Annotated in this window: 18 protein-coding genes and 3 tRNA genes; 17 read left to right on the top strand and 4 right to left on the bottom strand. The window is 69.1% G+C overall.

All coding sequences use genetic code 11. The annotated features are described in order from the left end of the window. The first annotated feature begins 1 nt into the window (after position 1). Genes nuoH through GZ997_RS10525 form a run of 8 tightly spaced genes read left to right on the top strand, consistent with a single transcriptional unit; the run spans position 2 to position 9,712 of the window. The gene (gene nuoH, locus GZ997_RS10560) at positions 2-1,441 is read left to right on the top strand and encodes an NADH-quinone oxidoreductase subunit NuoH (RefSeq protein ID WP_343212327.1); all 1,440 of its coding nucleotides are present in this window, start codon (positions 2-4) and stop codon (positions 1,439-1,441) included. Next, positions 1,434-2,144, top strand: coding sequence for an NADH-quinone oxidoreductase subunit NuoI (nuoI, locus tag GZ997_RS10555; protein WP_162679859.1), 711 nt, complete (start codon positions 1,434-1,436; stop codon positions 2,142-2,144). Before nuoH ends, nuoI begins: the two co-directional genes overlap by 8 nt. Then, positions 2,141-3,112, top strand: a complete 972-nt coding sequence (locus tag GZ997_RS10550; protein WP_162679858.1) for an NADH-quinone oxidoreductase subunit J — start codon at positions 2,141-2,143, stop codon at positions 3,110-3,112. The genes nuoI and GZ997_RS10550 overlap by 4 nt, the downstream gene beginning before the upstream one ends. Continuing rightward, positions 3,109-3,414 carry an NADH-quinone oxidoreductase subunit NuoK gene (gene nuoK / locus GZ997_RS10545; protein WP_161924621.1) on the top strand — a complete coding sequence of 102 codons (306 nt, stop codon included), beginning with the start codon at positions 3,109-3,111 and terminating at the stop codon, positions 3,412-3,414. The genes GZ997_RS10550 and nuoK overlap by 4 nt, the downstream gene beginning before the upstream one ends. 13 nt (positions 3,415-3,427) lie before the next feature. Then, positions 3,428-5,449: an NADH-quinone oxidoreductase subunit L gene (nuoL, locus tag GZ997_RS10540; RefSeq protein WP_162679857.1), complete on the top strand. Its 2,022-nt coding sequence runs from the start codon at positions 3,428-3,430 to the stop codon at positions 5,447-5,449. Between the two features lie 14 nt (positions 5,450-5,463). Next, positions 5,464-7,050 carry an NADH-quinone oxidoreductase subunit M gene (locus GZ997_RS10535; RefSeq protein ID WP_162679856.1) on the top strand — a complete coding sequence of 529 codons (1,587 nt, stop codon included), beginning with the start codon at positions 5,464-5,466 and terminating at the stop codon, positions 7,048-7,050. Continuing rightward, positions 7,047-8,609 carry an NADH-quinone oxidoreductase subunit NuoN gene (gene nuoN / locus GZ997_RS10530; RefSeq protein ID WP_162679855.1) on the top strand — a complete coding sequence of 521 codons (1,563 nt, stop codon included), beginning with the start codon at positions 7,047-7,049 and terminating at the stop codon, positions 8,607-8,609. The genes GZ997_RS10535 and nuoN overlap by 4 nt, the downstream gene beginning before the upstream one ends. After that, the gene (locus tag GZ997_RS10525; protein WP_162679854.1) at positions 8,606-9,712 is read left to right on the top strand and encodes a polyprenyl synthetase family protein; all 1,107 of its coding nucleotides are present in this window, start codon (positions 8,606-8,608) and stop codon (positions 9,710-9,712) included. The genes nuoN and GZ997_RS10525 overlap by 4 nt, the downstream gene beginning before the upstream one ends. Positions 9,713-9,740: 28 nt before the next feature. Here the strand turns inward: GZ997_RS10525 and GZ997_RS10520 are convergent, their stop codons facing one another. Next, on the bottom strand, positions 9,741-10,109 hold the full coding sequence (locus GZ997_RS10520; RefSeq protein WP_162679853.1) for a hypothetical protein: 369 nt from the start codon (positions 10,107-10,109) through the stop codon (positions 9,741-9,743). A gap of 43 nt (positions 10,110-10,152) precedes the next feature. Further along, complete coding sequence (locus GZ997_RS10515; RefSeq protein WP_162679852.1) at positions 10,153-11,493, bottom strand: hypothetical protein; 1,341 nt, start codon at positions 11,491-11,493, stop codon at positions 10,153-10,155. Positions 11,494-12,404: 911 nt separating this feature from the next. Between GZ997_RS10515 and GZ997_RS10510 the strand changes: the two genes are divergently transcribed. The 3 genes from GZ997_RS10510 (at position 12,405) to htpX (ending at position 15,996) form a co-directional block, all read left to right on the top strand. Then, entirely contained in the window at positions 12,405-13,892 is a 1,488-nt protein-coding gene (locus GZ997_RS10510) for an FAD-dependent oxidoreductase (protein ID WP_162679851.1), read from the top strand. Between the two features lie 73 nt (positions 13,893-13,965). Beyond that, positions 13,966-15,081, top strand: coding sequence for an alanine dehydrogenase (ald, locus tag GZ997_RS10505; RefSeq protein WP_161924614.1), 1,116 nt, complete (start codon positions 13,966-13,968; stop codon positions 15,079-15,081). 51 nt (positions 15,082-15,132) lie between these two features. After that, complete coding sequence (gene htpX, locus GZ997_RS10500; RefSeq protein ID WP_161924613.1) at positions 15,133-15,996, top strand: zinc metalloprotease HtpX; 864 nt, start codon at positions 15,133-15,135, stop codon at positions 15,994-15,996. A 33-nt stretch (positions 15,997-16,029) separates the two neighbouring features. Here htpX and GZ997_RS10495 read toward each other — a convergent pair whose 3' ends face one another. Beyond that, entirely contained in the window at positions 16,030-16,680 is a 651-nt protein-coding gene (locus GZ997_RS10495) for a hypothetical protein (RefSeq protein ID WP_162679850.1), read from the bottom strand. Positions 16,681-16,941: 261 nt separating this feature from the next. Here GZ997_RS10495 and GZ997_RS10490 point away from each other — a divergent pair. The 5 genes from GZ997_RS10490 (at position 16,942) to GZ997_RS10470 (ending at position 18,444) form a co-directional block, all read left to right on the top strand. Next, positions 16,942-17,026, top strand: a tRNA-Tyr gene (locus GZ997_RS10490). Positions 17,027-17,144: 118 nt separating this feature from the next. Continuing rightward, positions 17,145-17,217: transfer RNA gene (locus tag GZ997_RS10485), tRNA-Thr, on the top strand. A 40-nt stretch (positions 17,218-17,257) separates the two neighbouring features. Beyond that, a tRNA-Met gene (locus GZ997_RS10480) sits at positions 17,258-17,331 on the top strand. Positions 17,332-17,344: 13 nt separating this feature from the next. Continuing rightward, a complete protein-coding gene (rpmG, locus tag GZ997_RS10475) occupies positions 17,345-17,557 on the top strand; it encodes a 50S ribosomal protein L33 (RefSeq protein WP_203234195.1) in 213 nt (70 codons plus the stop codon). 104 nt (positions 17,558-17,661) lie between these two features. After that, a complete protein-coding gene (locus GZ997_RS10470; RefSeq protein ID WP_162679849.1) occupies positions 17,662-18,444 on the top strand; it encodes a MaoC/PaaZ C-terminal domain-containing protein in 783 nt (260 codons plus the stop codon). On the opposite strand, the gene GZ997_RS10465 is transcribed toward GZ997_RS10470, so the two are convergent. After that, positions 18,430-19,107: a Maf family protein gene (locus GZ997_RS10465; RefSeq protein ID WP_162679848.1), complete on the bottom strand. Its 678-nt coding sequence runs from the start codon at positions 19,105-19,107 to the stop codon at positions 18,430-18,432. The genes GZ997_RS10470 and GZ997_RS10465 overlap by 15 nt on opposite strands. A 93-nt stretch (positions 19,108-19,200) precedes the next feature. On the opposite strand from GZ997_RS10465, the gene GZ997_RS10460 reads away from it, so the two are divergent. Further along, complete coding sequence (locus GZ997_RS10460) at positions 19,201-20,112, top strand: biotin--[acetyl-CoA-carboxylase] ligase (RefSeq protein WP_162679847.1); 912 nt, start codon at positions 19,201-19,203, stop codon at positions 20,110-20,112. Positions 20,113-20,401: the final 289 nt, after the last annotated feature.

Genomic DNA, 20,401 nt, shown 5'->3' with positions numbered 1-20,401 from the left:
GATCGGAATTGCCAGCAGCTCACGCGTCCCGGCGGCCCTCGCCGCGCAGGGCGGCGGCGTGGTCGCCGACTTCACCGAGGAGACCTGGTGGCTGACGCTCATCAAGGCCGTGTTCATCATGGTCTTCCTGATCCTCAGCGTCATCGTCGCCATCTGGGCCGAGCGGCGCGTCCTGGGGCGCATGCAGACCCGGCCCGGGCCAAATGTCAACGGTCCGCTCGGCCTGCCGCAGCTGGTGGCGGACGCCGCCAAGCTGATCATGAAGGAGGACTTCTGGCTCAAGGGTGCCGAGAGCCTCATCTACATCCTGGGCCCGGTCATCGCTGCCTTCAGCGCCTTCATGATCTACGCGGTGATCCCCTTCGGCCCGCAGGTAAGCATGTTCGGCCACTCCACGCCGCTGCAGCTGACGGACTTCCCCGTCTCCGTGCTGTACGTGCTGGCGATCACCGGATTCGGCGTGTACGGCATCATCCTGGGAGGCTGGTCCACGCACTCCACCTACCCGCTGTTCGGTTCTGTCCGCTCGGCTGCGCAGGTCATCTCCTATGAGCTGAGCATGAGCCTGTCGATCCTGACGGTCTTCCTCGCCTCCGGCACCATGTCCACCTCCGGCATCGTCGGCGCGCAGGAGCGCCTGTGGTGGTGCGTGGCCATGATCCCCAGCTTCCTGATCTACGTGGTCTCCATGGTCGGCGAGGTCAACCGCCTGCCCTTCGACCTGCCCGAGGCGGAGGGCGAGCTGGTTGCCGGCCACATGGTGGAGTACTCCTCGATGAAGTTCGCCTGGTACTACCTGGGCGAGTACATCAACATGTTCAACGTCTCCGCCGTGTGCACCACCCTGTTCCTCGGCGGCTGGCGCTCCTTCATCCTGGCCAGCTTCTGGGACGGCGCCAACTCCGGCTGGTGGCCGATGCTGTGGTTCATCCTCAAGGTCTGGTGCGTGATGTTGTTCATGATCTGGACTCGCGGGACGCTGGTGCGCATCCGCTACGACCACTTCATGAAGTTCGGCTGGAAGTTCCTCATCCCCGTCGCCCTGGTGTGGTTCGTGCTGGTCGCCATCGTGCAGGGCTACCGGTCCTTCTCCGGCGGCTCCACCCAGGGGCTGCTGCTGGTGCTGGCCGCCATCTTCCTGGTGGCCATGGTGATCCTGCTGGTGCTGCCCGCGGGCGAGGAGGACGAGGACCTCCCCGCTACCGGTACTGGCCGGGAGCCGGCGGACACGGATGCCGTCACCGTTCCGGGTGAGGAACTGGACGCCTTTGCCGGGGGCTTCCCGGTACCGCCGCTGCCGGGCCAGAAGCTGCCGCCGTCACCGCGTGCCCGCCGCGCCCGCCGCTCTGCCGCACCGGTGCTCGACGCCGCCAGCGACGTCTCCCTGACTGCGGCTGCCACCGACTCCGACGTCACCGCTCAGGAGGGAACCGATGACTGACCCAACACCCCAGGAGTCCCGCCCCGGGGACCGGGAGGGCGCCGACCACGACCAGTGGCTGCGCGACGAGCCCAGCGCCCTGGGACGCGTTTTCGCCCCCGTGGCCGGCTACGGGGTCACGCTGTCCTCCATCTTCCGCCCCACCGTCACGGAGCTGTACCCCTTCGAGAAGCCGGTGCTGATGCCGCGCTACCACGGGCGTCACCAGCTCAACCGCTACGACGACGGCCTGGAGAAGTGCATCGGCTGTGAGCTGTGCGCCTGGGCCTGCCCCGCAGACGCCATTTACGTCGAGGCCGCGCCCAATGCGCCGGGGGCGCAGTACTCACCTGGCGAGCGCTACGGCCGCGTTTACCAGATCAACTACCTGCGTTGCATCTTCTGCGGCCTGTGCATTGAGGCCTGCCCCACGCGCGCGCTGACCATGACCCACGAGATCGACGAGCTGGTCGGCCCCACCCGCTCCGGCCTCATCTACGAGAAGCAGGACCTGTTGGCGCCAGTTCCCGAAGGCGCCCTGGCCGCCCCCCACCCAATGGTGGAGGGCACCGAGGATGGCGACTACTACCGGGGTGCCGTCACCGGCCCCACGCAGGACCAGGTCGACTGGGTGCGTGAGAACCGCCCCGATGACCCCACGCTCACCTCCGTACGCACGGTTCCCGCACCCGCGAAGGCCCCGAAGGAGGCGGTGCACTCATGACGCTCATGAACCCCATGCCCGCGACCCTCACCGCGGACGGCACGCTGTCCGGCGGTGAGACGGTCCTGTTCGCCGTCGTGGCCGTCATCATGGTTGCCTGCGGCCTGATCATGCTGACCGCGAAGCGCGCCGTGAACGCCGCCGTAAGCATGATCCTGATCATGATCTGCCTGGCGGCACTCTACGTCGCCAATGAGGCCCCCTTCCTGGGGGTCATCCAGGTGGTCGTCTACACCGGCGCCGTGATGACGCTGGTGCTGTTCGTGATCATGCTTGTGGGCGTGGGCGGAGACGAGTCGGTCGCCACCCACAACGCAGCCACCAAGTGGCTGCTGACGCTGTTCGGAGTCGGCTTGGTGGCTGTGATCGCCGCGGTTGTGTGGCGAACCGCCTTCCCCACCGCGGTCGGCCTGGCCGAGGGTGACGAAGCCAGCCCCCAGTCGCTCGCAGTGGTCCTGTTCGGCGACCACGTGGTCACCATGGAGCTGACCGGGATCCTGCTGATCACTGCCGCGGTTGGAGCACTGACTCTCACCCACCGGCAGCGGGTCCGCCCCCGCCTGTCCCAGCGCGACCGGGTGGACGCCCGGATGCGGGCGTATGCCAGCTCCGGCACCCACCCGGGGCAGAAGCCCATGCCCGGCGTCTACGCGGCCACCAACAGCGCCGCCGCACCCGCCCTGGCGGCCTCCGGCGAGGCGCTGGAGGAGTCCGTGCCGCGGGTGCTGCGGGTACGGGACCAGGCGCTGGAGCTGTCCGAGGTGTCCCCGGAGATGGGCGCGGCTCAGCGCGCCGGTCGCATCACTCAGCGGGAGGACGCCACCGTCGGTCGCTCAGGCATGCCGGCAATGCCGGGCGCCCCCGCGCCCGTTGTCACCCAGCCCGTCGCCCCGGCGGCAGCCGCCGCGTCGCCCGGCTCTGCGGCCGCCGGTGAAGCGCCGGCAGAAACCGAGGAGGAGCACAAGTGAGCGTCCCCATTACCGCCTATGTTGTGCTCGCCGGGGTGCTGTTCACCCTGGGTGCCCTGACCGTGCTGCTGCGGCGCAACGCGATCATCGAGCTGATGGGCGTGGAGCTGATGCTCAACGCCGTCAACCTCGTGCTGGTGACCTTCTCCCGCATGTACGGGGACCTGAGCGGGCAGGTGTTCGCGTTCTTCGCCATCGTCGTGGCCGCGGCGGAAACCGTCGTCGGACTGAGCATCGTCGTGTCCATCTTCCGTACCCGCAGGTCCACGTCGGTTGACGACCTGAACCTGCTCAAGCACTGAAGGAGCCGAGATCATGACCGCATCCCCTCTCGTGCTCTCCACCGGGCTGCTCGCGAGCCAGTCCGTGGTTGGTGCCGCCGCGCCCGCCACCGGTGCGGCCGCGCTGGCCTGGCTGCTGATAGCCGTGCCCGCGGCCTGCGCCGCCATCCTGCTGCTGCTCGGCCGGGCCGCCGACGCCTGGGGCCACTGGCTGGGCGTGGCTGCCGCCGCATTCAGCGCCTGCCTCGGCCTGGTCATCCTCGCCCAGGTGCTGGGCCTGGACGCCGCCGACCGAGTTGTGGGCGTGCCCTTGTGGCGCTGGTTCGGCGCCGGAGACCTGGACGTGAGCCTGGGCCTGCGCCTGGACCCGCTGTCGCTGACCTTCGTGGTGCTGGTGACCTGCGTCGGCTTCCTCATCCACCTGTACTCGGTTGCCTACATGGCCCATGACCGGGACCGGCGCCGGTTCTTCGCCTACCTGAACTTCTTCATCGCCGCCATGCTCACCCTGGTACTCGGCGACTCCTACATCGCCCTGTTCATCGGCTGGGAGGGCGTGGGCCTGGCCTCCTACCTGCTCATCGGCTTCTGGAACACCGCCGACGCCGACGCCCCCCAGGCGGAGCAGTTCACCAGCCGGGAGAACGCGGCCGCCGCCAAGAAGGCCTTCATCATGAACCGCATCGGCGACGTCGGCCTGCTGCTGGCCATGATGGCCTGCATCGCGCAGGTCGGCTCGGTCGCCTACGACGCGGTGCTGCCGGCCGCCCAGGAGGGGGCCATCTCCACCGGATGGCTCACCGCAATCGGCTTCAGCCTGCTGCTGGCGGCGTGCGGAAAATCCGCCCAGTTCCCCCTGCAGGCCTGGCTGGGTGACGCCATGGCGGGCCCCACCCCGGTGTCCGCGCTGATTCACGCCGCCACCATGGTCACCGCCGGCGTGTACCTGATCGTGCGCTCGGGCGCCGTATTCGAGGGCGCCCCCGACGCCCAGCTGGCCGTCGCCGTCGTCGGGGCCATCACCCTGGTGCTGGGCGCCGTCATCGGCTGCGCCAAGGACGATATGAAGAAGGTGCTGGCCGCCTCCACCATGAGCCAGATCGGCTACATGATGCTCGGCGCCGGCCTGGGGCCGATCGGCTATGCCTTCGCCATCTTCCACCTGCTCACCCACGGCTTCTTCAAGGCCCAGCTGTTCCTGGGCGCCGGCAGCGTCATGCACGCGATGGGCGACCAGGTGAACATGCGCCGCTTCGGCGGCCTGCACCGCGCCATGAGGATCACCTGGGTCACCATGGGAATCGGCTGGCTGGCCATCCTCGGGATCCCGCCCTTCTCCGGGTTCTGGTCCAAGGACAAGATCATTGAGGCCGCCTTCGTCGGCGAAGGCGCCCGCCCCTGGATCCTGGGCACCATCGCCCTGCTGGGCGCCGGGCTCACCGCCTTCTACATGTCGCGGCTGTTCTTCATGATCTTCCACGGCAGCCCCCGGTGGACCACCGCCAAGGACATTGAGGGTGAGGTCCACCCCCACGAGTCCGGCTGGATGATGACGCTTCCGCTGATCATCCTGTCCGTCTTCTCCCTCGGCCTGGGCGGGGCGCTGACCATGGGTGACGCCTTCGTCACCTGGCTGGAGCCGGTCACCGGGCATGCCGCGCACGGCGAGCCCGTCCTCCCGGCCACCGCGATCATGGGGGCCACGCTCGCCCTGGTGATTATCGGCGTCGTCGTCGCCTGGGCCCTGTACGTGCGGCAGGACGTGCCCACGGTGGTGCAGCGCGCGAACCTCCTGGTGGAGGCCGCCCGCCACGACATGTACCAGGACACGATCAACGAGGCAGTAGCCATGCGGCCCGGTCAGGGGCTCGTCCTCGCCGCGGGGGCCGCGGACCACTACGTCGTCGACGGCGCCGTAGAGGGGCTCGCCAAGGGAACCGGGGCGCTCGGCCGGCTCACCGCCCGCACCGAGTCCGGATACGTCCGCTCCTACGCCGGCTACATGCTCGGAGGGACGGTCCTAGCACTTATCGCCGTCCTGGCCAGCAGGTTCTGAGAGGACACGACCACATGCAGCCCATGAATGAAACCTTTCCCATCCTGACTGTCATGGCGGTCGTCCCGCTCGCCGGGGCACTGCTGCTGTGGCTGATGCCCCCGCTGCGGCGCCAGGGGCGGGTCATCGGCCTGCTCTTCTCCCTGGCCACGCTCGGTGTAGGCATCTGGGCGCTGACCCGCTTTGACGTGGCCCAGGCCGGCGCCACGCAGCTGGCCGAGACCCACTCCTGGATCCCGCTGCTGGGCGTGTCCTGGGCGCTGGGCGTGAACGGGCTCGGCCTGGCCATGCTGCTGCTGACCGCCTTCCTGGTGCCGCTTGTGCTCCTGGCCAGCTGGGGAGAGGTGCCCGCGGACCAGCAGTCCCTGTTCAGCGGCCTGGTGCTGGTGCTGGAGGCCTTCGTCGTGGTCATCTTCGCGGCCCGCGACGTCTTCCTGTTCTACATCTGCTTCGAGGCCATGCTCGTGCCGGTGTACTTCCTCATCGGGCGCTTCGGCGGTGAGCGCCGGCGTCGCGCCGCCCTGAAGTTCCTGCTGTACTCGCTGGCCGGCGGGCTGGTCATGCTCGTGGGGGTAGTCGCACTGTTCGTCTACGGCCCCGGCGGTGAGGGCGCCTACCTGATTGAGAACCTGACCGGCCGGATAGGCGGATCCACCGCCGCCGGGAGGTGGATCTTCATCTCCTTCTTCGTCGCCTTCGCCATTAAGGCACCCATGGTGCCGCTGCACACGTGGTTGCCGGACACCGCGGAGCAGGCCACACCGGGCACCTCCGTGCTGCTGATCGGTGTGCTGGACAAGATCGGCACCTACGGCATGGCCGCGCTGGTGCTGCCCCTGTTCCCGCGCGAGTCCGCCTGGGCCGCGCCGGTAGTGCTGGTACTGGCCGTGATCGGGATCATCTACGGGGGCCTGGCCGCCATCGCCCAGGACAACCTGTACCGGCTGATCTCCTACACCTCCATCAGCCACTTCGGCTTCATGGTGCTAGGACTGTTCATCGGCAACCAGATCGCCGCGACCGGCGCCATGGTCTACATGGTCGCCCACGGGCTGTCGATCGCCGGCCTGTACCTGGTTACCGGCTTCCTCGCCCGCCGCACCGGCACCGTTGCCATTAGCGAGCTCGGCGGCATCCAGCGGGTCATGCCGCTGATCGCCGGCACCTTCCTCATCTCCGGCCTGGCCTCCATCGCCCTGCCGGGGCTGAGCGGATTCGTTCCGGAGTGGATGGTGCTCACCGGCACCTTCTCCGAGTCGGTGCCGCTCGGGATGATCGCCGTGCTCGGCGTCATCATCGCCGCCGTGTACGTGCTGCTGCCCTACCAGCGGGTGTTCACCGGCGCTCCCGCCCGTGAGCGCGTGGGCAGCGCCGACCTGGACGGCCGCGAGAAGCTCGTGCTGGTACCGGTTATCGCCGCCATGCTCGCACTCGGGCTTGCGCCCGCCGTGCTGACCGACGCCTTCGAGGACGTCGCGGCGCAGGTTGCCGCTGCGCTGGATGCCACCGGAACCACGGCGGCCCAGGCCGTCTCGGCTACCGCCCCCGCCCCGGCAGACCCCGCCGTCGCCGTCGTGATCGCAGAAGGGAACACGAAGTGAGCCTCACCGCCCCGGTCATCGAATGGGCCGGCCTCATCCCGGTACTGATCATCCTGCTTGCGGGCGTCATCGGCGTACTTGCGGAGGCGTTCGTCCCCCGCGCCGCTCGCCCGGTCGTACAGGCCATGCTGAGCCTGCTGGCCGTTCTAGGCGCCGGCGTGGCACTGGCGGGCCGCTGGTCCATCGTGTCCCCCGGCATCGGCCGCCAGCTGGCCACCGGCATCGCGGAGGACCCCTTCGGGGTAGCCGCCCAGGGCATTGTGCTGGTGATCGGCTTGCTTGCCATCCTGGTGATGGCCGACCGCACCACCGCCGACGACGGCGCCTTCGCCGCCCAGGCCGCCGACCGCCCCGGCAGCGCCGAGGAGGCCGAGTCCCTGCACGCCCGCTGGGTGTCCACCGAGATGTTCCCGCTGACCCTGTTCTCGCTGGGCGGCATGATGCTGTTCCCGCTGGCGGACGACATGATCACGCTGCTGGTCACCCTGGAGCTGGTCTCGCTGCCCCTGTACATCATGGCGGCCATGGCGCGCCACCGCCGCCTGCTCAGCCAGGAGGCCGCCCTGAAGTACTTCGTGCTGGGAGTATTCGCCTCGGCCTTCCTGCTGATGGGCGCCGCCTTCCTGTACGGGGTGTCCGACTCGCTGTCCTACAGGGCGATTGCCTACGCCATCGCCGGCGGGGGAGCGCTCGGTATGGACTGGCTGGCCCTGGCCGGGGTCGTGCTGGTGACCATCGGCCTGCTGTTCAAGACAGCAGCTGCGCCGTTCCACGCCTGGAGCCCGGACGTCTACCAGGGTGCTCCCACCCCGGTCACGGGCTTCATGGCGGCCGGGGTGAAGGCCACTGCCTTCCTCGCCCTGGTGCGCTTCTACTACGTGGTAGGCGGCGTACTGGGCTGGGACCTGGCCCCGTTCCTGTGGGCTGTTGCCATCTTGACCATGGCCGTGGGCACCGTGGTCGGCGTGGTGCAGACCGATGTGAAGCGCATGCTGGCCTACTCGGCGATAGCCCACGCCGGCTACATGCTCATCGGCATCATTGCCTGGAACTCTATCGGCGTGAGTGCGCTGATGCTGTACGCCCTGACCTACGGCATCGCCACCGTCGGCGCCTTTGGGGTGGTCACGCTGGTGCGGGAGAGCCACGACGGCGCCCCCGGCGCCGAGGCCACGGACCTGAAGGCCTTCGCCGGTCTGGGGCGGCGCAGTCCCTGGCTGGCCGGCGCCATGACCGTATTCCTGCTGTCATTCGCCGGTATCCCGCTGACTGCCGGATTCGTGGCGAAGTTCGAGGTGTTTATCGCGGGTGTCGTAGGCGGGGCTACCTGGCTCGTCGTCGCCGCGGTGATCAGCTCTGTGGCCACTGCCTTCTTCTACATGCGACTGATTGTGCTCATGTTCTTCCGCGAGCCGGAGGGGGAGCGGGTGGCCGTCGTCGACTCCATGGGGCCGACTGCGCTGGCGATCGGCTTGGCGGCCGTCGGTACCGTGCTCATTGGCGTCCTGCCCCAGGCCGTAGCGGGGGCGCTGGCTAACGCCGCTATGCTCCTACCGTGATTGGAACGCTGCCCCTCAGCCTCCCGCAGCTCGAAGAGCGGATCGTACCGGGACTCGAAGCCATTGAGGCGCGCCTGCTAGAGGTCGTCAGCAACGCCGACGAAACCATTAACGCACCGACCTCTCACCTGGCCGCGGCCGGCGGGAAGCGGCTGCGCCCCGTGCTCACGCTGCTGACGGCTCACCTAGGTGACCCGGGCCTGGCGGTCGACGAACCCGTGCTGGACGCGGGCGTCGCCGTCGAGCTCACCCATATCGCCACTCTCTACCACGATGACGTAATGGATGAGGCGCCCCTGCGCCGCGGTGCCCCCAGTGCCCAGACGGTATGGGGCAACTCGGCGGCGATTCTCACCGGGGACGTGCTGGTGGCCCGGGCATCCCAGCTCGTGGCCGCACTCGGCCCGCAGGCGGTGCTGGCGCACTCCAAGACCTTTGAGCGGCTGTGCATGGGCCAGCTGCATGAGACGCTGCCGCGCCCGGCAGGTACGGACCCGGTGGCGCACTACCTGCAAGTACTGGCGGACAAGACCGGCTCTCTCATTGCCGTGTCGGCGCGCTATGGCGCCATGCTCTCCCGTGCGGGGGAGGCCACCGAGGCGATCGTGGAGGCGTTCGGGGAGAAGATCGGGGTGGCCTTCCAACTCGCTGACGACTGCATCGACCTGACCAGCGATACTGCCACCACCGGTAAGACTCCGGGCACGGACCTGCGGGAGGGCGTGGACACCATGCCGGTGCTGCTGCTGCGGCAGGCCCTGGCGGCGGGCGAGCTCGACGCCGCCGGGCAGTCGATCCTGGCCACTCTCTCCGGCGCCGACCTGTCCGACGATGCGGTGCTGGCGGACGTCGTGGCCCAGCTGCGCGTCCACCCGGTTCTCGCCCGCACCCGGAAGATGGCGATGGATTGGGCGGACCAGGCCGTCGCAGTGCTAGACGGCCTGGAGGACGCGGTTCTGGCCGGCACCGTAGAGCGTCTGGACGCCGGAGGCATTACGGGAGAGGAACGTGACGCGGCCCTTGCCGACGCACGGCAAAGGGTGGCCCTGGTACGTGATGGCATGGTGCAGTTCGCGCACCTGCTGGTGGACCGCGCCGCCTGACCCGCTCCCTTGCGGACGTCGGTAGCAGTCAGGTGCCAATGCCAGTATCGGTAAGGGCATTGCCGGAGACGAGGGCCGCACGAGGAACTGGCTGCCCCGCATCCCATCCAGGGGGCTTAGTCGCGCCACTGGGCACCGCCCAAGTGGTCGGGCCATTGAGGTCGACGACGGGGCGCAGCCCATCCCTGCCCAACAGCGCGTCATGCACGTGGGCGGTGCCGGCCAGGTAGTGGTCATCCACGGCGGTTATTGCGGAGGAGCCGCCGGCGCCGGCCACAGCATTTCCGAGGAGAAGTCTTCGGGGCAGGACTCCGGCGATGGCGGTGTCGGCGCTGGCGGTGCGCGGTAGAAGAATGGGGATGCGGTGCCCGACGCCCTGCCAGCGAGTCCGCACCAATGGCACACCCGGGCCGGTGGACGCTGTGCGCCGGGACTGCCGGTTAGGTCAGCCAGTCGGTGGCGGCGTGGAAGGTGCAGGTCCCGCCCCGGCTGTAGAAGTAGCCGGCACCGACCTCGGAGACGGCTAGCGTCTGCGGCTCGCGATCGATTCCGTCCTCCTCGGTTCCAAGCCTGGCAGTGGCCAGTTCCTCGCCGGTGGCGAGATCGATCAGGTGCAGCTCATGCGCGGCGGAGGGATAGGCCGCATAAACCACATCGCGGTGGACGGCGAGCGCTGCGGGGATGGTGTCCCCGGCGTCCGCGGACAGGGACAGTGTCGCCGTTGGCGAACCGAGGGGGCGCACGTCCAGCGCCGAATCGGTGCGTACGACCGAGTAGCCGCCCGTCTCCCACACCGTCGGGCGCGCGTCCAGCGCGCCTACGGGAGGCTGATCAGCCAGGGTCACCTCCTCGCCGGTGGTCACGTCCATGATGCGCCAGGCGTCGTAGGCGGCCTCCAACCAGTACAGCCAGGAGCCCAACAAGTAGGTGTCCAGGTTGTTCTCCTGGGTGACTAGGTTGCCGGACTCGAATGAGTAGACGATATAGGGCGGGTATGCGCCCTCGGAGTAGGAGGAGCTCGCCGTGCCTGTCAGTAGCGCGTCGCCGCTGACCTGGTGGAGGGTGTCATAACCAACTTGATGCGGATCCTTGAGGACAATCTCCATCGACTCGGTGTTGATGGCCCAGATGCGGGTGTCGCCACGGATTTTTCCGGTACCGATGCCCAGGTTGGTGCCGTCGGCGTCTAGCGCCATCGTCCAGTTGCCGATTGTCGTATCGACCGCGGCGTCGACATCCAGCGGCAGCACTTCCACGACAGCCGCAGCCTCCAGATCCACCTTGAGCAGATGGGCTTGCCAGGCGGATTCCTGAGTCACCCCGGTGCGGACCGCCGTGACGACTACATAGCCGAAGTGGGCAGCGGCGTCGACGACCATGATTTCATCGGTGAGAATTTGAGCCGGTCCGACCTGCGGCGCGAGGTTCTGAAGCTCTTCGGCGGAGCCCATGGCTACCAGTTCCATGGAGCCGGCGTCGGCGCCGTCGGCTGTGAAATACCAGTAGTTCATGGCGGATGGATCCCCGTACCACCAGGTGTTGCCGCTGCTACCCACTAGGTAGCTGCCACGGAGCCGGCTGAACGACTCGGGATGGAAGTCTGATCCCGGCAGATTCCCGGCGTCGGCGAAGCCCACGGGGACGCGAGCCGGGGGCCTCGGGATCGGTGAAGCGGCCGTGGATGCGGTGGCGCGGTCCGACGACGTCCGCGAACCGCATGCGGTGAGGATCGGGAGGGCGGTGGCTGTCAGTGAACTGAGCAGGAAGTGGCGGCGTCTCATGGTTGTCCTAGGCGCGGAGCGACGAAATGTCTCGATACTATATCGGCGCCTTGTCGTCGTGGGGAGACTCGGGTGAGACGGCAGTCTGTTGTTCGTGTTGGAGAGTGTGGCGGGCTGGGGGTGTCTGCTACGCGGGTTGGGCGTTAACAACGCTACTTAACGGCCTGCTGTATACCTCGCAGCCCTTCAGCAGGCCGTTAACGGGCGTTGTTAACCTCGAAGTGGCGTTGTAGACGATCCCGCTTCCGGGCGGGGGATGCCGGCAAACGACTCCGGGGGTGCGTGCAGCCGACTCGGGTGCGGGGGCGGAATGATGCTCCTATGGTTGTCAAAATTGATGACAAACACCGCCTACGGCCGCTGGTGCCGATCTGACACCCGCATGATTCCAACGTTCTGTTCGCGGCCGCTGCCGCCTCCTACCTCGTTTGGCATAGATCTGGACACTTCGGGCCGCCACGCACGGGACTCGGTGCCGGCAGAGAGTCGCAGCCAGCCGACCCCTCGGCCTAAGCGCCCGAGATCACCCCGGAATCCACCTCCACACCCGCAAACCGGAGGAGTCACGTCACCTAGCGAATCGCAGGTCCGTCGCCATGGCGCACGAATCGTCGTGGTTTGAGCCGCGCAGTGCTGCGTCTGCATGCTTCCGGACGGGCGACAAGAACGAGGAGGTCAGCGGGAATGGGATTCGCCACTTCTACCAACCTCGGTACGTAACGTCTACCGGTCTCGGTGTGTTACTTGTGCCGGTCTCGGCGAGGGGGAGAGGGGGCAGAGGCCAGTGAAGTGGGCGGGATGCACGCCACACCGCGGTTGATGAGCACCCGCATACACTTGGGTCGACCTGAGCAGCGCACCGCCCGGTGCTCGCCCGGCCATCCACCCTTAGTCACCAGAAACGAAGACCAGTGAACGCACGCCCTCTTAATGTCGCCGTCATCGGAGCAGGCCCCGCCGGTATCTACGCCTCGGACATCCTGTCGAAGTCGGGCCTGGACGTGAACATCGACCTGTTCGAGCGCCTGCCTGCCCCCTACGGCCTGGTGCGTTACGGCGTGGCCCCGGACCACCCACGCATCAAGCAGATCATCGTGGCCCTGTACAAGATCCTGCAGCGCGGCGACATCCGGCTGATCGGCAACGTGGAGGTCGGCCGTGACATCAGCGTCGCCGAGCTGCGCGAGCACTACGACGCCCTGATCTTCTCCACTGGCGCGGATACCGACGCCCCCCTGGACATCCCCGGTATCGATGCTCCCGAGTCATACGGCGGCGCCGACTTCGTCTCCTGGTACGACGGTCACCCCGACCATCCGCGCACCTGGCCGCTGGAGGCCAAGGAGGTTGCCGTCATCGGCGTCGGCAACGTCGCCCTGGACATCTCCCGCGTCCTGGCCAAGCACGCCCGCGACCTGATGACCACGGAGATCCCCGCGAACGTGGCCGAGTTACTGCAGCAGTCCCCGGTCACCGACGTGCACGTCTTCGGTCGCCGCGGCCCCGCCCAGGTGAAGTTCACCCCTCTGGAGCTGCGGGAACTGGGCAAGCAGCCCGATGTGGACGTCACCGTCGATGAGGAGGACTTCGAGTACGACGAGGGCTCCCGCGAGGCCCTGGCCGCCTCCAACCAGCAGCGGCAGGTGGTCAAGGCCCTGGAGAACTACGCCATGCAGGAGCCGGAGGAGCTGACCGCCTCCCGGACCATCCACATCCACCTGTTCCAGGCGCCCGCCGCCATTCTCACCGATGAGGCCGGGCACGTGCGCGCCCTGCGCACCGAGCGCACTCGCCTGAACGGTGACGGCACCGTCTCCGGCACCGGCGAGTTCCGGGACTGGCCGGTGCAGGCCGTCTACCGCGCCGTTGGCTACGCAGGCAGTCCCATTGAGGGCCTGCCCTTCGACGCCGACCGGCATGTGATCCCCAACGCCGGCGGCCGCGTGCTCGACGATGATGGCCAGCCGCTGACCGGCATCTACGCCACCGGCTGGATCCGCCGCGGCCCGGTCGGCCTGATCGGCTCCACCAAGTCCGACGCCCAGGAGACAATTACGAACCTGGTTGCCGATGCCAACGCCGGCCTGCTGCACGCCACCACCGACGACGCCTCCCAGGTCGGCCACGACGCCCTGCTGGCGCTGCTCGACTCCCGCGGCGTGCCCTACACCACCTGGGAGGGTTGGGAGCTGCTGGACGCCTACGAGCGCGAGCTGGGCGAGGCCTACGGTGAGGTCACGGTCACCGGCGGTGACGCCAAGTCGCGCGAGCGCGTCAAGATTGTTGCCCGTGAAGCGATGACCGCGATCTCCCGCAGCACCGAGGCCCCCGCCGACCTCATCGGCCAGCCGGATCCCGATCGCGTGCCCGAGCGAGTTGCACACCGCCTGCAGGACTGACGGTCCGGTCGGGACGGTAGGCTGAGGCACCCGGAGCACAGTGCCCGGACTCCAAGCAGCGAAAGGCAGCCCCATGCGTATCGGCGTACCCACCGAGGTAAAGGATCACGAATACCGCGTAGCGCTCACGCCGGCCGGCGTGGACACGCTCGTGCGGCACGGGCACGAGGTGACCGTGCAGGCGGGGGCGGGACTGGGTGCCGGCATTGCCGACGCCGACTACGTGGACGCCGGCGCTACCATCGCCGCCGATGCCGCTGCGGTGTGGGGCGGGGCCGAGATGGTCCTCAAGGTCAAGGAACCGGTGCCCTCCGAGTTCGGCTACCTGCGTGAGGGCCTGCTGCTGTTCACCTACCTGCACCTGGCCGCCGACCGCGCCCTGACTGAGGCCCTGATGGACCGGGGCGTCACGGCGGTCGCCTATGAGACGGTCGCCACCGACGACGGCGGCCTGCCGCTGCTCGCTCCCATGTCCGAGATCGCTGGAAGGCTCGGCGTGCAGGTGGGGGCCGACGCCCTGCTCGCACCAAACGGAGGCTCCGGCGTGCTGCTGGGCGGTGCCGCGGGAGTGCGCCGCGCCAACGTCGTCGTGCTTGGCGGCGGCACCGCCGGCCTGGCCGCCGCCCGCGTGGCCGCGGGCATGGGTGCGGACGTCACCGTCATGGACATCAACCCGGTCCGCATGCGCCAGATCGACGAGCTGACCGGCGGGACGGTCCGCACCCGCTTCTCCACCCCGCTGGACGTGGCCGGAGCCGTCGCCGCCGCCGATCTTGTCATCGGCGCCGTGCTCGTACCCGGCGCCCGCACGCCCCGGCTGGTGACCCACGAGATGGTCGAGGCGATGCGCCCGGGCTCCGTACTCGTGGACATCGCCATCGACCAGGGCGGCTGCTTCGAGGACTCCCACGTGACCACGCACTCCGAGCCCACTTACGAGGTGGACGGCAAGATCTTCTACGCCGTGGGCAATATGCCCGGGGCCGTGTCCTACACGTCCACCTACGCGCTGACCAACGCGACCCTGCCCTACGCCGTCGCCCTGGCCGATAGCGGCTGGCACGAGGCCTGCCGCCAGCGGGCCGACCTCGCCCGCGGCCTGGCCACCCATGGCGGCGCCCTGTACACGGCCGGCGTCGGGCAGGCCCTGGGACTCGACGTCGCCGACGTCGCCGCCCTGCTGGCCTGAGCCGGCCACCACTCCCAGGAACAGCACAGCGAGCGTTCATACACTCGCGCTATGACGGGCACGAACCACCACAACGGACTCAAGACCGCCGTCCTCATGGGGGGACTGTGGGGCCTGCTGCTCCTGCTCGGCTGGCTGCTTGCGCGCGGAACCGGCTCAAGCGTGTGGCTGCTGCTCATGCCCGCGATCGGGGTGGCGCAGACGGCCTACGCCTACTGGAACTCCGACAAGCTCGCGGTGCGCTCCATGGGCGCCGTCGAGGTCAGCGAGGTGCAGCAGCCGGTCATGTACGCGGTTGTGCGCGAGCTGTCCACTGCCGCCGGGCAGCCGATGCCGCGGCTGTACGTGGCCCCCACCATGAGTCCGAACGCCTTCGCCACCGGCCGCGACCCGCAGCACGCCGCCGTGTGCTGCACCCAGGGCATCCTCCAGCTGCTCAACCAGCGGGAGCTGCGCGGGGTACTCGGCCACGAGCTGTCCCACGTCTACAACCGGGACATCCTCACCGGCTCCGTAGCCGCGGGCATCGCCGGGGTGATCTCATCGATCGCCACCGGCATCATGTGGTTCGGCGGGGGCCGGGACCGGCGCGACTCCAACGCCCTGGTTCTGCTCCTGCTGGCGCTGCTGGCTCCGCTGGCGGCCAGCCTCACCCAGTTCGCCGTCTCCCGCACCCGCGAGTACGACGCCGACCACGACGGCGCCGTCCTGACTCACGACCCGCTGGCCCTGGCCAGCGCCCTGCACAAGCTGGAGACGGGGGTGGCCGCCGCACCCATGCGGCAGGACCCGCGCCTGGAGCCGGTCAGCGCCATGATGATCGCCAACCCCTTCGGCGGGGTGCGGAGCCTGTTCGCCACCCACCCGCCGATGGCCCAGCGCATCGCCCGCCTGGAGCAGATGGCGGGCTACTGAGACGGCTGCCACCCTCCGGTCAGGGATGACGGGTCACGGCTGGGGATCGCCCAGGCAGAAGACGAACTGGTTGGGGCTGAGCAGATTCCTCGTGTCGCCTGCCGTGTCGAACATGAAGGAGGTCAGGTTCCACTTGTACCAGAAGGAGTAAGCATCCTCATCCACGCCCGCGGCGATGCAGGCGTCCTCGTCGCCCGCCATCAGCCCGAGATCTGAGTCGGCAACGTCGGTAAGTACCTTCAGCGCCGGGTAGGTGCCGCTGGTGCACTCTGCAACGGCGGCCTCCTGCGTGGCGTCGTCAATACTCAGGCAGTCGCCCTCCTGAACCTCGATCAAGGAAGCGCTCGGGTCCTCGCCAAGGCCGATCATGCATAGATCCTGGTAAGTGGTGGTTGTTCCTGGCACGGTCGTGCAGTCGGTACCGGCAGCGGCGGTGACCCTGTAGGCGGCATCCGCAGAGTCGCAGTCAGCGACGTAGACGTGGCCCAGCTCCTTCACCTCCGGGTCCTCGATGCACTGTCCGGCGGTGGCCTGTGCTGCCGGGACGGGCCGGCCGTGCGATGCCACGCTGACGATGATGCCGATGCCGATGCCGGCGGCGACCGCTATGGCGGCCACCACAGCAATGACGAGGACTAGGGGACTACGACGCTTGTGCTGAGGCTGTCCGGGTTGCATCGGCATCGGGACGCCTGGCGTCTGCGTAGCCATGGGCTGCGCCTGGGGTGCGGGTCGCTGATCGGGACGGTAAGGGGGCCGAGGTTGCGACATGACAACGACTGTAGAAGGAGCTCGGTGATTGCGGAGCCGGACGTGGCGCCGTCGTCGCTGTGAGCAGGGTCCTACGGTGGGGATTGGCGTGCGCAGCCGTTGGCTTGCTATCCTTCCACGGCACCGAGCAGAGGCGTGGGGCGGCAAGACCGGCCCGCGGCGAGCACGGAGCCCGGCGGGTTGCCCGAGCGGCCAATGGGAGCTGACTGTAAATCAGCCGCAGTATGCTACGGGGGTTCGAATCCCTCACCCGCCACCATGGTTGCGGCGTTTACGCCGCGGCCAGAACTCGCCCCCAGGGGCGGGACCGCGGTGAGCGAGGCCACGGGAAACGGAGTTGCGCAGGCAAATCCGATCTGCCTAAAGTTCCGCTCGTTGCCCCGATAGCTCAGTCGGCAGAGCGTCTCCATGGTAAGGAGAAGGTCAAGGGTTCGATTCCCTTTCGGGGCTCTGATGCTGCGGGGGCCTACGGGCCCCTGAAGTGTCATCTGGCGAGGTAGCTCAGCTGGTTAGAGCGCACGACTCATAATCGTGAGGTCGAGGGTTCGAGTCCCTCCCCCGCTACGCAAGTTCGAGCATGGCACCCAACGGGCTGCTCGAGGATCAGCGAGAGGAGAAGGACGTGGCCAAGGCCAGCGACGTTCGCCCCAAGATCACTCTGGCGTGCTCGGAGTGCAAGGAGCGCAACTACATCACCAAGAAGAACCGCCGGAACACTCCGGACCGGTTGTCTCTGTCCAAGTACTGCCGGCGCTGCGGCAAGCACACGGAGCACCGCGAGACCCGCTGACCGTGGCGGTGCGCGACGCGGATGCAGGCCCCGACGATCCAGGATCGCCGGGGCCTTGCCATACCCCCGCAGCAACGGCAGTCCCGGACACACTTGCCGCAGACATGGCGCAAGTCCTCGCCGCAGTTCTCGCCCGCCTGCCTTCCACCCACAGGGAACCGGTTGCCCCGGACACGAGCGGAGCGGACTGCGGCCCGGCCCTGGCGCCTGCTGCGCTCGTGCTCGCCCCCGCCGTCGTGGCACTGGCCGGATTAGCCGACCGGCTCCCGCGGTACACGGGCAACGCCGCCGACGGCACCGGTGGCAGGGACCTGACCGGATTCATCCACCGACGCTGCCGGATCACCCCGGCCGACGTCGTACCCGCCGACGCCCGCGGAAGACCAGCCTCCCGCGACCTCGAGCCCACCATGGACCGCACCGTCCGCGGCGGCTGGGAGCTGGTGCACAGCACCGTGCTCGTGTGCCCCGCCGGCCCGGGGTGGGCGACCGGTGCCCGGGTCACTCACGACCTCGCCCGCCGCACGGCGGCTGCGGCACCGGCACCGGGCGGACCAGTTCCGGCGTCGGGGGCGGAGCCGGTCCGTGAGCTCGTTCTCACCGCCGCCCACGTGCGCGACTGGGCCCGGGCGACCGGTGACCACAATCCCATCCACCTGCGTGCCGGCGCGGCGCGGCGGGCAGGACTGCCCGTAGGGGAGGGGGACGTAGTCGCCCATGGACTGCTGCTGGGTGCCATCAGCCTCGCGCTAGCGCCGGCTTCCGGGACGGTGGACCTGCGGTTCACCGGGGCCGTGCCGCTGCCGGCAGGCGGCTCTGTCGCGCTGCACGTCGACGCCGGGGGCGGTATCAGTACCGGCGGGCACAGCGCCCTATTGCGCCGCTGAGCCGGGTGCGGTGCTGGGCGGGGACCAAAGGTCCGTCCAGGTCACCCCCAGGTGAGCCAGCAGGCGGCGCAGCAGTGGCAGGGAGATGCCGACCACCCCGTGCGGATCCCCCTCAACGCCGTCGATGAAGGCGCCGCCCAGGCCGTCGATGGTGAACGCGCCTGCGCACCACAGGGGCTCCCCGGAGGCTACGTAGGCGTCGATCTCGGCGTCGCTGGGGGAGCCGAAGTGCACGATCGTGGATGACACGCCGGCGGCGGTAGCGGCGTCGCGGGCGCGCACCAGGAAGTGCCCGGTGTGCAGGGTGCCGCTGCGCCCCCGCATCGCCCGCCAGCGCTCGCGGGCCAACTGCGCGGTGCCCGGCTTACCAACCACGTTCCCGTCGATCTCCAGCATGGAGTCACAGCCGACTACCACCAGGTCCGGGTCCGCCTGTGCCGCCGCGTCCGGGAGGCTGCCCGCCACGTCAAGTGCCTTGGCCTGCGCCAGAGCCTGCACCTGCTCTGCGGGTGTGGGAGCCGGTGAGCCGCCGGCGCGGCGCGCGGCGGCTAGGTCGGCCAGGACTCGGGGCTCATCGACGTCGGAGACCCGTACCTGCGGATCGACGCCGGCTGCCCGCAGGGTGGCCAGACGGCCGGTGGACTGGGATGCCAGGACAAGCACGCGCTCAAGCCTAGTGCCCGGTCTCCCGCAAGCCCATGCCGGAGCCGGGCTTCGTCGCCTCGACTGTTCTCGGCGGTCGCGTAGGCTGCTGGCATGACCGCCCGCTCCCCGTTCAGCCGGCTAGTGGTAGTGGAGCGCACCGGCTCGACCAACACGGATCTGCGGCGGGCCCTGACCGGCCCCGACGGCGGCCTCGACCCCGTCGCCTCCGTACGGTGGCCGCACCTGTCGGCGCTGCGCGCTCGTACGCAGACCGCCGGCCGCGGCCGCGCCGACCACGTCTGGACCACGCCGGCAACAGGGGCGCTGACCGCTTCAATCGTGGTGCGGCCACTGGTTCCCAACACCCGGCTGCACTGGCTGCCGCTGCTGGCGGGCCTGGCCGTATCCCGTGCCCTCGCGCCCAGGCTGTCGGGCAGCGGGTGGAACACGGCCACCAAGTGGCCCAATGACGTGATCGCACTGCCGGGCCCGGCGACGTGCGCCCCCGCAGCGGTACCCGGCTGGGGGAGTAGCCGCAAGCTGGCCGGCGTCCTCACTGAAATGGTTACCCCCGGGGCGCGTGGCCCTGTGCCGACGGGGGCCGCCGTGCCCGCCTCCCGGGACGCCGCCGTGGCCGTGATCGTGGGAATCGGCGTGAACCTCGCTCAAGACGCGCAGCAGCTGCCGGTGCCCTGGGCCGCCTCCCTGGCCTCGCTGGGGGCGGTGGACACCGCCGCCGGCCCGCTGCTGGACGATTGCGGGCGCAGCCTGGCTGAGCTCGTTTCCTTGTGGGAGTCTGTCGGGGGCGATCCTGACGCCGGTGACGGCGCCTTGGGCAGGCAACTGCGCAGTGCCTGTGCCACCCTAGGGCAGGCGGTGCGCGTCAACGGGCCCGCAGGGGAGGTGGCGGGCGTCGCCGTCGACCTCAGCCCCGGTCTGGTCCTGCAAGTCGGTGACGGTGCGGGTGCGCGCCGTATCGAGGTCACCGCGGGGGATGTCACCGCGGTCAGGGAGCGGAATTAACGCGCGGCGCGGCCAGTGCTCGGGTGGGCGGCGCCGCTGCGCAGTATCGGTACGAGCGGCGGCACGACGCATACGGCGGCAGCTGGGATGAGTGCTGGCCGGCCTTGTGACCGCCCTGATTGATTCACCTATTGATCACCGGCCTGTGATGTGCGCTACTCTTACGCGGTGACCGCCCCACAGACCCCCGAGCCGCGCGACCCCGCCGGGGACTCGTATGCCGGCGCCGCCTCGGCGGCTGGGTCCGCCGGCAAGGCGGCCGGCACCGTCCGCGGCCACGAGCAGCGGC

This window comes from Actinomyces sp. 565, assembly GCF_010365615.1.
Classification (GTDB): domain Bacteria; phylum Actinomycetota; class Actinomycetes; order Actinomycetales; family Actinomycetaceae; genus Actinomyces.
The sequence above is the reverse complement of the archived record's forward strand: the minus strand, read 5'-3'. Positions and strand labels throughout refer to the sequence as shown.